Source organism: Arcicella sp. BE140 (assembly GCF_031456255.1).
Lineage (GTDB): Bacteria > Bacteroidota > Bacteroidia > Cytophagales > Spirosomataceae > Arcicella > Arcicella aquatica.
In genome coordinates, this window is record NZ_JAVDUE010000019.1 from 34,439 (window position 1) to 47,320 (window position 12,882).

Below are 12,882 nucleotides of genomic sequence, written 5' to 3' on the forward strand. Positions count from 1 at the left end.
CAAAGTTAAGTGTTTTGTTAGGTACTATGCAATACATAATACCTTAAATTTTGTTAAAATCTATATAAATGGTTAAGAAAACGGATGAATGGAGTTAGGTTTGTCTATAAGATGAAGAAAAAGTATAAAACGTTGCAGCTAAAATATTTTTTTTGAAATTTTTAATATTTTTTTTTCTCATAAAAATACCATGCTTGCTAATTTTAGCATGGCCTAAAATTTTTTAGACTTGGAATAGTAATATTTTTATCGATGATATACGTATATTGTTAAGGGTTATTTTGCTTGCAAATTAGAATAATTGGGCATAGATTTCGGAAAAATCACTATTTGTTAAGATTATATCTAGGTTATATCATTCTTAGAAAAATTAAATAAATCAGCCTGAGAAAGGTTGGGGTTTTCATCATGCAAACTATTTTAGAAAAATTAGCGATTAAGCCAATCAATTTTGGAACGAGCACGGGCTTAAACGCTTGGGCGTCGGAAGGAGAGTTGCTTAGTTCTTTTTCGCCTGTGGATAATCAATTAATCGCCAAGGTTACACAAACTACCTTTGAAGATTATCAACAAGTGATTATAACTGCCAAGTCTGCTTTCAAAACATGGCGGAATATTCCTGCACCCCGACGGGGCGAGATTGTTAGACAAATGGGAGATGCTTTTAGAGTCAACAAAGATGAGCTTGGAAAATTAGTTTCTTATGAAATGGGCAAAAGTCTTCAAGAAGGCTTAGGGGAAGTACAGGAAATTATAGACATCTGCGATTTTGCGGTGGGACTTTCCAGACAACTATACGGACTTACGATGCACTCTGAACGCCCCGAACATAGAATGTATGAACAATATCATCCTTTGGGTATCGTTGGCATTATTTCAGCCTTTAATTTTCCAGTAGCTGTTTGGTCGTGGAATGCGATGCTGGCATGGGTTTGTGGAGATGTTTGTGTGTGGAAGCCTTCTGAGAGAACGCCTTTAACTGCCATTGCTTGCCAAAATATCATTACTGATGTATTAAGGGATAATGAAATACCCGAAGGTGTATCGAGCATTATTACAGGCAACTATCAAGTAGGCGAATGGCTGACTGCCGATACGCGTATTCCTTTGATTTCAGCCACAGGCTCTACCAGAATGGGGAAAATAGTAGGGGCTACCGTTGCTACTAGAATGGGAAAAAGCTTGTTAGAATTAGGGGGCAACAATGCCATCATCATTACCCCAAATGCTGATTTATCGATTGCCATTCCCGCAGTAGTTTTTGGGGCGGTTGGCACGGCTGGGCAACGTTGTACTTCTACCAGAAGGTTAATCATTCATGAGTCTATTTATGAAACCGTTAAAGAACGTTTAGTAAAAGCATACAAACAGTTAAGGATTGGAAATCCTTTAGATGAAAACAACCATGTTGGTCCGTTAATAGATACTAAGGCAGTAGAAGCCTATCAGTCGGCTATTGAAGCCGTAAAGCAGGAAGGGGGAACTATGTTAGTACCTTCAGAGGTTTTATATGGTGAAGGATATGAGTCTGGCTGTTATGTAAAGCCATGCATTGCAGAAGTGAAACCTGATTTCAGGATTGTAAAGCATGAAACTTTCGCGCCGATTTTGTACCTTATGTCATATTCTACGGTAGAGGAAGCCATTGCTATACAGAACGATGTGCCACAGGGTTTATCATCTTCAATTTTTACCTTGGATATGCGAGAAGCAGAGTTGTTTTTATCTGTCAATGGTTCAGATTGTGGTATAGCCAATGTCAATATTGGTACTTCAGGTGCAGAAATAGGGGGCGCTTTTGGTGGTGAAAAAGAAACAGGTGGAGGAAGAGAGTCGGGTTCGGATGCGTGGAAAGTCTACATGAGGCGACAAACCAATACCATCAACTATGGTAAACAGTTGCCTTTGGCACAAGGAATTAAATTTAATATAGAGTGATTTTAGTTGTGAGTTAGTGAATTGTGATTTAGTGATTGTTTTTAGTTGTGAATTGTGAGTTAGTGAATTTTATAGTTGTGAGTTAGTGAATTGTGAGTGGTGGATTAGTTTGTTGATTTATCCCAATGAGTTTAAACTACTTGTCAATCTATTAGCAAAACATTGTCGATCAAATTCGCATTTTGACCTATTACATGATGACCATTAACAAACACTAACTCACAATTCACTAACCCACAACTATAAAATTCACTAACTCACAACTCACTCATTCACAATTCACTCAATCACAATTAATTCGCTCAAAATCATTTAAAAATATGAAAACGCAAGAAACAATCACAAAATCTTTGATGGAGAAGCTCTGGGAGGGCTACTACAAAAGAGTAACTTATGCAAAACAATATGCAGATTTGGTGTTATCAAAAGGAGGGAATGTTGTAAATGACCACTGTGCTTTTAGAACATTTAATACCCTTACGGGCAAACAGCCTGCTGGTATTATGGCTATTGCAGAAATATTAGAAGCTTTGGGTTATGAAAAAGTATCGCCTTATTCTTTTCCTTCAAAACATCTAAATTCTGTTCATTATCAACATCCGACAAACATCAATTTCCCAAAATTCTTTGTAACTCAACTAGAAGTAGCGGAACTTTCTGAACCAGTGCAGGTATTGATTAATGAAGCCGTAAAAGACACGCCCGATTTATTGGCTGGTGAAGCACGTCAATTGTTAGCGTCTTTGAAGCACAACAAAGAATTGATAACTGCCGAAGCCGACCGTTTGGTAGAGATGCTCGTGAAATATTTTGTTCGTCCTTGGGGACCAGTGAAAAAGGAAACGGTATTAACTGTTAACCAAGAGTCTCAGTTTGCCGCTTGGACACTCTTGCATGGCAATTCGGTAAACCATTTTACGGCTTATATCAATCATCAAAATATACCAGAATGGAGTGGCATTGAAGCAACGATGTCTGCTTTATATGGCATTGGCGTGCCTATTAAAAAGACTATTGAGGGAGATAAAGGAAGCAAATTACGCCAAAGCTCAACCGAAGCCATTGATGAAGACTGCGAAGTAATAGAAGCGGACGGAAGTATCGGAACACTCCGTTGGTCTTATGCTTACTATGAATTAGCAGAAAGAAATTATATGGACAATGACGGTAAAAAGATTTGGTTTGACGGTTTCTTAGGGGAACAAGCTACTAATCTTTTTGAAATTACTAAACGATAGTACTAGCTGATAGTTGAATGTGCCATTAGTGAAAAGCAATCTTCCCACATTGGTGGCGGCCGATGTGTGGAAGGTTGCATAATAAAATTCTTCTCCCAGATAGTAATAACTCTTTCTATTAGTTGGTGACTTAAGTCCTAATGATTACCTATAATTTGATAAATAATTGATAATCAACACATAATAACCTCATCCCCCAGCCCCTTCTCCTTCAGAGAAGGGGTGACCCGCACAGGGAGCAGACCTTGGTACTTAAAACTCCCCTCTCTGAAGGAGAGGGGTCGGGGGTGAGGTTGTCATCAATCAACCAAACAATCACACTAAATGCTCTTCAAAGGCTACCCTCTCTATGCGAAAGGGGCTAAGGTTGAGTTTGCAAATATGAAAAATATCTTAGTAATCGGCATGGGCAAGGTAGGCTCATTGGTAGGAATCCTATTGTCTAAACGTTTTGAAGTAAAGGGTTTAGATAAGCAACAACCCTCCGCAAACGTCCCTTTTGAAGTAATAAAAGGAGATGTGACAGACGTCGCTTTTCTGGAAAATATCATCCCTTATTATGATGCAGTAGTCTCGTGTATGCCTTATAATCTGAATTTGACGATAGCCCAAACTGCCCATAAAAATGGTAAACATTATTTTGACTTAACTGAAGATGTGCCTACTACCAGTGCCATTCGTATCATGGCATCACAAGGTAGTTCCGCTGTTTTAGCACCTCAATGTGGACTAGCACCGGGGCTAATAGGCATCGTTGGGGCAGATTTAGCCAAGCGGTTTACCAAACTTAGAGATATAGAACTGAGGGTAGGAGCATTGCCAAAATACCCCAACGGACTGCTTGGATACTCTTTTACGTGGTCGCCTGCGGGGGTAATCAACGAATACATCAATGACTGTGAGGTAATCCATAATGGAAAACTGAAATTAGTATCTGCACTAGACGGCCTCGAAACCATCAATATAGAAGGCAATGAATTTGAAGCCTTTAGTACTTCTGGAGGACTAGGCACGATGTGTGAAACCTTTGAAGGGAAAGTTGACACCCTCAATTACAAAACCATTCGTTATCCCGGTCATGGTAAATTGATGAAGTTTTTGTTGTATGAATTAATCCTAAAAAATCGTCGAGAATTGTTGGAAGAAATTCTGACAGAAGCCAAACCGCCTGTACAAGAAGATGTAGTGTACGTATATGCTGTAGTGGAAGGTTGGAAAAATGGCATCATCGAACGGGAAGAATTTTATAAAGCCTACTCACCTATATTAATTGATGGCAAGCCGTGGCGCGCTATTTCATGGACTACGGCGGCATCAATCGTTAGTGTGATTGAAATGGTAGCGGATAAAACATTACCCCAACAAGGATTTATCAAACAAGAAGACATTAACTTTAGTGATTTCCTAGCGACCACTACGGGGCGTTTCTTTTTATAAATATACTATCTTCAAATACTTGGTTTTCAGTTGACTATTCTATCGTGTGTATAGTCAATTGAAAACTTTTTTTATTTTTGTGTGCTAAACAGCTATTCATTGCTTTACTTTGTTTTTCTGCACATCTAAAAGATTTCTTCAAAACACACCAATCTCATTTATTTATACATTTCTTCCTACAAACTCAATTAAAAAATTGCTTAAAAAACCATTATTAAAATGAACATTTTTGCTCGTGGTACAGTGCCTGATGATAAGATTTTATCGGGAATTTTGGGTGATTCAGTGCTGAAAAGAGCTACTGAAAATAAGTTGTATGAGCAGTTCGCTTATTTAATCAAAGATGCTACTTTCAAGCACCAACTCACGGAAGATGATGCAGCCAGTTTATACGCTGATGCTATCCTAGTAATTATTGAACATATCCAGAAAAAACGTTTCGAAGGTAAATCTTCTTTAAAAACCTATCTTTTTCAAATTTTTTCAAACAAATGTGTTGACTTTATTCGAAAAACTTCGACTAACAAGATGAGCGTCTATAAAACAGAGTCAATTGATGACTTGTTGATAGGAGTTCCAGATGAAACCAGCAACATTTTACAAGAAATGATTTCTGAAAACGAAGTAAATGTTCTAAAAACCAAGATTAAACAAATAGGTGAAAAATGTCAAGAAATGATGATGTCTTGGAGCGAAGGGCTGTCGGATGAAAAAATAGCTGTCGAAATGGGTTATCAATCAGCAGGCGTAGTAAAAACTAGTCGACTAAGATGTCTGGAAAAACTAAGAGCCTTGTATAAATAAGGTTAAACCGTATATAATTTATTCCTTGACAGCTACTAAAGCTAAAAGCCATTAATCATTTGTAAAAATTGAACCAAAATGTTAGAAAGAATAGAATCATATTTTAACCATACGCTAAGCGAAGAGGAGCGTCAATTGTTTGAAAAACAGCTGGCAACCGATAAAGAACTCGCTGACGAAGTAGCATTTTACTTAAATACTAAAATTGCTGCCCGCGAAAATGCTAAAGAAAAACGCAAGCTAGCTTTTGAAGAACTAAGGAAAAATTTATCGACGACTAAAAAGATAGGTTTCAATCCTTGGATGATGGGCATTGCGGCCTCCATCTTTATAGCCTTGATTACATGGGTATTAATTCAAAATAATACGGGTAATCCAGCAGAAATTGCCGATGGATATATCCAAGAACAATTCGATAGCCTGCCAGTTAAAATGGATGGCAATGCCGATAGCTTGCAAATGGGAGTAAGGTTTTTTAATAAAAAAGACTATTCAGATGCCAAGTTGATTTTTGATGACCTATTAGTTCGCAAACCCGATGCCCCTGAAATACTAAGGGTAGCAGGAATTACCGAATTGAAATTAGAACATTATGCAAAAGCCGCTGAACACTTTCATGAATTAGGCACCCAGACCAACTTGTTTGCTAATCCGGGCAAATTTTATGAAGCCTTAGCCTTGATGAAAGTAGCACCTTTTGATAAAAAAGCTGTTGAAGGGTTATTAAACGAAGTAGTGAATAACGATTTGGAAGGGAAAGAAAAAGCAATAGAAATACTGAAACAATTATAAATCAAACCTTAATTCATAACTAAAGCTGATTACTATGAGACCACTTCTAATATTTCTAGTTTCCATTGCTCTTTTAATAGGGTTGTTTTTTTTCTTTATGGGACTAAAGCCTAGCAATTCCAGAAGAGAAATAGTAGCGCCTATCAAAACGAAAATAGATTCGCTTATTCAGGAAAAGCCCGAGGTTTTTCCGTACTCTTATGTAGATGGAGCGGGTTATGTATTGAAAGACAAGCAGGTTGTATATTTTGGCGAAGCCGATACTACAGAAGCCAGAAAACAAGAAATCATTGATGCCTTTCAAGCAGAATTGGAGGCATATTGGAAATGGGAAATTTTATTAGGAAACAAAAGTCTAGCCGTAGATTCTAGTAATGTGAATAAAAACGATGTTGCTAACAATGAATCTCCAGCGATAACTGACCGAGTGACCCAGCTTTTTGATGTGTCAGATTTAATTAAAGTATCCATTGATACCGTTAATAACTGTAAATGTGATAACAACTTTATTTTACTGACGGGTAAAGATTTACACCTGATTAGAACAAACCCTAATCCAGATGGAGGAGGAATCGGCAGTGGTCCGCCCCATACCATTATCCCTATTGAAGATTTAGGAAGTATTCCGCTTGACCCTACAAATGTTACTAAAATAATAGCCAAAGGTGCTAATGATGGCACATCGAGCAGTATTGATGGTAAAATATTAGTGGGCATCATCGATACAGGTTTCAATGCTGAGGCGTTGAATAGTGGCTATTTTAGTACTGGACTAGACTACAATTTCTTGAACAATACCACTGATATTAAAGATACTAATCCCGAAATCCACGGGACTAAAATATCAAGAATCATTATCCAAAATGCAGGAAAAAATGATAAAATACAGTTGGTAGGTTTAAAAACCTTTGACGAAAACTATGCGGGCGATTTATACCATAATGTTTGTGCCTTGATATATGCTTATAAAAATAACATCAAAGTTTTGAATGCTAGTTGGGGTACTTATATCAAAGAACCAGATGGAATTTTTACAAAAGTATTGAATGATTTGAAAAAGAAAGGAATGGTTTTAATAGCCTCTGCTGGAAACGATAACCTAGATATTGATGATGAAAAATATTGGCCAGCTTGTTATACACAGGATAATGAATTAGGCTCAAACCTCATTACCGTAACCAGTAAAAGTGGTACTATTTGTCAAAATCAATCAAAATCAGGGAAATATATCGACTTTACGGTAAGGGCAGATGCCAATTGTATGCACGATATTCCTAATAGTCCTGCGCAAAGTGGGTCATCTTTTGCGGCTCCGTATGTTACATCGGAAGTAATAAAATATTTTTTAACTAATTCGGGTGTTTTTAACAAGAAGACTTTTACCAATGCCCTAATTGCTACTCCACCCGCCAGTGGAATTTCGGTCTATCAAAATCCATAAGATTTAGATAGATGTCAATAGTCTGATTATCTTCTGAGGAAGATATTTCAGACTATTTTTTTTACACCTCCACCTTTAGCAATTCGAGGTAAGGGTCGCCTTCTAAACCCAATAATTTTGCAAAAGCAGGCTCAGTTTTTAAGCCTGCTTTTTTTAATGCAATGATTTCAGCCCTAAAGGCTTCGCCATATTTTAGCAGTAATTGATGTTCAATCATCATATGTCTATAAGCGAATTGGTCTTTTGTTGCTAAGTTTTGTCCGAAGATTTCAATCTCAAAATCCTCTATCATAAAGCTAGCGATAACAGCATCATGCTGATGTACCTCACGTGACCATTGTTTAAAATCAACAAAATGCCCGAAATGATTTATCAAAAAATCTATAAAGCTTTGCTTATCTGCCCATTGGCAAATAATATCTAAGTCGCTACTTTCAATGTCAATCTCTATGGGAATCGTGCCAACTAAAATAGGGTGAAAAGGCATTAGTTGTTCCATTACTTTATTTTGAGTAAGGACACTAAAAGCCTTCTGTTGTTTTGTATTACCATTTTTTAGGTAATAAATTGTCTCAAAATTTATCATGTTAAGCCATTACTGCCAGCATATCAATGATTTTTTCGCCCAATAATTGGTTACCTTTAATACTGATATGTTTTGATGCCCTTTGTTTGATGATTCCCTTCGTAAAAATCCTCCATGCTATTTCTCCCTCAATCGTTACTTCGGTAACGGGCTTTTTACTAGCTTTATCTGTTAAACCCCACATACTACCATCATACTCCAGAAACCAGTCGCCCCCGCCTTCCTCAGTAATCTGAAAATGAATAACGTCACCTTCCTGACTTTTCACATTTTTATAATGATGAGGCAAAGCTCGCATAGAGGTATCTAAATAAGGGAAATAAAATTCCTTGCGATAAAGTTCAGCCGTTTGCCCAACCGCAAACCTAATTTGTTGTTGGTGATGCCACTTTTCGGTGTATTCCCGAGCAATATGAAACCAGTTAGAAGATTCCTCTTCGCCTGCCCAAGCTACTGAAAACGTTGCGGGTGCCAGTGGGTCTAATGTTGCCAGATAATCGTTATATTCTTTGCCTGTGGAGGTCAGTAATTCTATGATGATAGCAGGACTTACTCTTTTCATCGCCGTTACCCAGTCATGATTTAGCTTATTGAGGTAATCTAACAAATCTTGATAAGAGTTAATGCTTTCGGGGACTACTCCGAAATACTTATCACGTAGCATGGATAAGGTACGGATGTTGCCGTCTAGTAAATGTACTGCAATATCTTTCACTCGCCAGAGCGGTGCAATACTCTGTTTTTCCCAGTCTTGGGTTGATAGAGATGTTAAAACTTCAATTAATTTTTCATCAATCTTCGGAAAAAGCTCAATGGTTTGAATTATATTAGTTTGTTTCATGGTAGGGAGATTTAGGGTTTGAAGATAGTGAAAATCTTTTTAACCTTTCCCAAACCTTTTACGCCATTGTTAGTGTTTTGTTCACCAACAACATTGGCAACAGCAACGTATTTCCTCGATTTGTTGGTGGAATAACACCAACAAAAGGAAAAAATAGAACTTTCATTTTTTAAGTAAATTCGCTTTTATACAGGCAGATATTTACAAAGCATTTTTCCATTTTTGTAGGTAACAGTACGCTCTAATTTCAGAAACCTTGTATCGTTAAAAATTGAAAGTCCTGTACCGATTGCCACGGGATTTCTGAAAATATAATACTCATCAATAAGGTTTTGGCTAATGAGTGAACTTACAAAATTGGCTCCGCCATAAACAAGAATATCCTTGCCTGATTCTTCTTTTAGTACTTGTACTGCCGTAACGAGGTCTCCATTTTCTACTTCTAAATTTCTGCCCGTAATTACAGTCTCTGTTTTACTGAAAACAATCTTCTGCATATTTACCATTCGCCGCGCCAGTGGGTGTTCATTACTATCGGGATGATTGTCGAATATATTTTCCCAATGGTCAACGAAGCCTCGCGTCATTTTACGGCCAAGCAAAATAGTATCACAACTATCGGCTATGTCAATGATGTCTGTAAAAACGGCTTCATCTCTTCCGCCAGGAATCCACATCCAGTCTAGCTGACCATCTGGTCTACCTACGAAACCATCGATGGTCATTTGTACCTGTAATTTTAATTTTCTCATAACCATAGTTTTTAAGAAATCAATACCATTTAAGCAACGTTTTCATTTATCATAAACAACCAATAACTAGGAATTTGAAATACTACTGCGTCGGCGGACGGTTCACCAATCACTATTTACTAATCACTACTTAAAAGATAGTAGTGTTGCTTTTTATTACAAAGATAGCCAGACGCCTTTTTATAGTTAGGGTGCGTTTACGACATTGTAGGGTATCATTTGCGTAAAAGTATGGGGCTTGTGCTTTTATGCCATTGTTGGTGTTTGTTCACCAACAACATGAGCGACAGCCACGCATTTTCTGGATTTGTTGGTGGAATAACATCAACAAAGGCAAAACCCTAAACCTACTAAAGGTCAAACGTTTGAAATTCCTTTTCGATAGCTTCAATAACAAAATTTGGGATTTCTAAGTTGTGAGCCAGAGACCTCCATTCGAGAACAGCATTTTGTACCTCTTGGATAATGCCCTTGGGGTTTTTGATAGCAAAAGTCTCTGCGACTACCAACAAATCCTTTAATATAAAGCCTGTCCGCTTACCATTGATTGATAATGCCCTAGATTTTTTAAGGTAATTAAGTCTGATATTAAAAGGATAAGTAATGTCGTAAGCTGGACCAAGTCGCCATGAATCCTCCTTTTGATGATAGATAAAACTGTGGTTTTTGAGGTGGTCATCATAGTTTAAAAATACCGTATTGAATACCATCCTTTTGAAAAGCTCCTGTATATCCCTATGTGGCACTTTTAAATTGAGGGCTAATTTGAAGAGGTTTTCATAAGTGCCATTTTCGGGTTTCATAAAGTCCCAGCCAGTAAGACCAGAGGCTGTGAGCACGTGCTGTTTTACGCCATTTTGCCTGTCATATCTTCTTGTGGCAAAATGTCTGTTTTCTATTAGTTCGGAATGCATCATATCTATACCCACTTTTTGGGTAAGTTGATAATAGGCATATTCTACTTTTTCTTTATTATAGCCATCGTTTTCGTCAAGGCATAGTTTTACCAACCAGTGGTTATAATCGTCTGAGTATTCGATGTCGCCAGGGATAATATTTTTAGTTTCTTTATGTTCTGAAATCAATATTTTGGGGCGTGCACCACCAGCAGACGAACCAATCTTAAAAATATTGAGCAATGCGGGGTGACTCAGATTTTTCTCCGATGTACTTTTTTTTACATCAAGCACTTTTTGAAGAACAGTTACCACTTCGTCAATGTTTATGGTTGCTGTTGTGGGAATTTCTATGATAGGGCGATATTCAAGTGCTCCCATACCCCTATTAGCGACATAAGCCAATTGTTCTAATGGCGTAATTTTATCAAAACCTTTATTATTGGCTTCAAACCATTCTTTAAAAATGATATTGCCAAACATATCTGGCAATGAATCGGCAATCATCGGTGGCAAACCCTTAAATGTACTCCCTTCGTATTCAGTAAATACCTGAACTGCTCTTATCTTCTTGAAAATAAAAGGAAACATCCGTGGATATGGCCATGATTCTAAGAATTGTGGACTATACTGAAAATAGCATTTACGCTGGTCTATATTATAGCCAAGCTTGCCTAATTCTGTACCAAAAGCCCATACTTCTATAATGCTGTTTGTTGCCATAATGATTAATATAACGAATCGGGAATATCGCTACCATCTTCAAAAAGTTTGTATATGACAGGCAGGCTGTTAAAATGATTGGCCACCTTTAATAGGGTATCAAGCGTTACATTTTTCCCTGATTCTAATTGCTGTATAGTAATCCGAGACATATCAAGGTCACGTGCAAGTTCTTCTTGTGTTAGTTCATACTCACGACGTTTTTGTTTACACCACTCGCCAATCTTAAGTTTTACGTCTTTTATTGTCAGTATATCTATCATATTTGCATATTATAATATGCAAATATATTATAAATATGCATAAATGTATATTATAGTATGCTATATATAAAGTAATTAATTGAATAACTTATGCAATTTATGCCATTGTTGGTATTTGTTCACCAACAACATGGGCGACAGCAACGCATTTCCTCGATTTGTTGGTGGAATAATACCAACAAAGACAAAAAGGCGATGTATCGGTAACCGCTATAAAAAACAAACACTTTGTATTTAGTAAGTTTGAATTTCTTAACTTTACTAGATGAATAAAAAAGTAGAACGTAGTGTATCTGAATTTAATACTGAACTTAAACTGAAAGGGTTTAAAGCTTTTCAGTTAGAAGACGATAGCAATGCCACCCGCATATATAGCAGGAAGGATTTCTTTAAAATATGCCTAACAACAGGACATAGCAAAATTCATTATGCCGATAAAAGCTTTGACCAAGAAGGTACTATTTTATTTTTTGGCAATCCGCATATTCCGTATTCTTGGGAAACAATATCTACTCAATATATTGGTTATACCTGTTTGTTTTCAGAAGATTTTTTAAAGCAATCTGAACGTTCAGAAAGTTTGAGTCAATCTCCTTTCTTTAAAATTGGTGGAACACCCGTCTTGAAAATTTCGGAGGAGCAAAGGTTGTTCCTAAATACTATTTTCCAAAAAATGATTGATGAGCAGCAAAGCAACTATGCCTATAAAGACGAGCTTATTCGCAACTACGTCAATCTAATCATTCACGAAGCACTAAAGTTACAACCGTCTGAAAATTATCATCAACACAAAAACGGTACTTCACGGGTTACATCTGTTTTCCTTGAATTACTAGAGAGACAATTTCCAATTGAGACTGGAGATAACCCGTTACAATTAAAAACAGCACAGGATTACGCTCAACATTTAAACATACACGTAAACTATCTGAACCGTGCTGTAAAAGAGGTTACGGGAAAATCTACGACTACCCATATTACCGAAAGAATTACAACAGAAGCTAAAGCTCTATTGCAGCATACTGATTGGAACATTTCTGAAATTGCCTATGCGCTGGGATTTGAGTACCCGACTTACTTCAATAACTTTTTCAAAAAAAATACTGGCACTAATCCAAAGTCATTAAGGGAAATAGAAGTTTGAAATTCTTAATTTTTGGTTTGATAACCT

The 12,882-nt window shown here is 37.0% G+C and carries 12 protein-coding genes; 7 read left to right on the forward strand and 5 right to left on the reverse strand.

All coding sequences use genetic code 11. The features are described 5' to 3' along the window. Positions 1–408 precede the first annotated feature (408 nt). From J2Y60_RS21010 to J2Y60_RS21035, 6 genes are all read left to right on the forward strand, one after another. The gene (locus tag J2Y60_RS21010; RefSeq protein WP_309923389.1) at positions 409–1,938 is read left to right on the forward strand and encodes an aldehyde dehydrogenase family protein; all 1,530 of its coding nucleotides are present in this window, start codon (positions 409–411) and stop codon (positions 1,936–1,938) included. A gap of 320 nt (positions 1,939–2,258) precedes the next feature. Then, positions 2,259–3,176, forward strand: coding sequence for a DUF1338 domain-containing protein (locus J2Y60_RS21015; protein WP_309923391.1), 918 nt, complete (start codon positions 2,259–2,261; stop codon positions 3,174–3,176). 381 nt (positions 3,177–3,557) lie between these two features. After that, positions 3,558–4,613: a saccharopine dehydrogenase C-terminal domain-containing protein gene (locus J2Y60_RS21020; protein ID WP_309923393.1), complete on the forward strand. Its 1,056-nt coding sequence runs from the start codon at positions 3,558–3,560 to the stop codon at positions 4,611–4,613. Positions 4,614–4,832: 219 nt separating this feature from the next. Then, complete coding sequence (locus J2Y60_RS21025) at positions 4,833–5,417, forward strand: sigma-70 family RNA polymerase sigma factor (RefSeq protein WP_309923395.1); 585 nt, start codon at positions 4,833–4,835, stop codon at positions 5,415–5,417. A 78-nt stretch (positions 5,418–5,495) separates the two neighbouring features. Continuing rightward, on the forward strand, positions 5,496–6,209 hold the full coding sequence (locus J2Y60_RS21030) for a hypothetical protein (RefSeq protein WP_309923397.1): 714 nt from the start codon (positions 5,496–5,498) through the stop codon (positions 6,207–6,209). 34 nt (positions 6,210–6,243) lie between these two features. Then, positions 6,244–7,650, forward strand: a complete 1,407-nt coding sequence (locus J2Y60_RS21035) for a S8 family serine peptidase (protein ID WP_309923399.1) — start codon at positions 6,244–6,246, stop codon at positions 7,648–7,650. 61 nt (positions 7,651–7,711) lie between these two features. Here the strand turns inward: J2Y60_RS21035 and J2Y60_RS21040 are convergent, their stop codons facing one another. From J2Y60_RS21040 to J2Y60_RS21060, 5 genes are all read right to left on the reverse strand, one after another. Beyond that, positions 7,712–8,236 (reverse strand): DUF4269 domain-containing protein, encoded by a 525-nt coding sequence (locus tag J2Y60_RS21040; RefSeq protein WP_309923401.1) that lies wholly within the window; start codon positions 8,234–8,236, stop codon positions 7,712–7,714. A 1-nt stretch (position 8,237) separates the two neighbouring features. Continuing rightward, the gene (locus tag J2Y60_RS21045; RefSeq protein WP_309923402.1) at positions 8,238–9,077 is read right to left on the reverse strand and encodes a maleylpyruvate isomerase N-terminal domain-containing protein; all 840 of its coding nucleotides are present in this window, start codon (positions 9,075–9,077) and stop codon (positions 8,238–8,240) included. A 185-nt stretch (positions 9,078–9,262) separates the two neighbouring features. Then, positions 9,263–9,829: a dihydrofolate reductase family protein gene (locus J2Y60_RS21050; RefSeq protein ID WP_309923403.1), complete on the reverse strand. Its 567-nt coding sequence runs from the start codon at positions 9,827–9,829 to the stop codon at positions 9,263–9,265. A 350-nt stretch (positions 9,830–10,179) separates the two neighbouring features. Further along, positions 10,180–11,448 (reverse strand): type II toxin-antitoxin system HipA family toxin, encoded by a 1,269-nt coding sequence (locus J2Y60_RS21055; protein ID WP_309923407.1) that lies wholly within the window; start codon positions 11,446–11,448, stop codon positions 10,180–10,182. 5 nt (positions 11,449–11,453) lie between these two features. Next, positions 11,454–11,711, reverse strand: a complete 258-nt coding sequence (locus J2Y60_RS21060) for a helix-turn-helix transcriptional regulator (protein WP_309923409.1) — start codon at positions 11,709–11,711, stop codon at positions 11,454–11,456. A gap of 265 nt (positions 11,712–11,976) precedes the next feature. Here J2Y60_RS21060 and J2Y60_RS21065 point away from each other — a divergent pair, with 265 nt between their 5' ends. After that, the gene (locus tag J2Y60_RS21065) at positions 11,977–12,855 is read left to right on the forward strand and encodes a helix-turn-helix domain-containing protein (protein ID WP_309923411.1); all 879 of its coding nucleotides are present in this window, start codon (positions 11,977–11,979) and stop codon (positions 12,853–12,855) included. Positions 12,856–12,882: the final 27 nt, after the last annotated feature.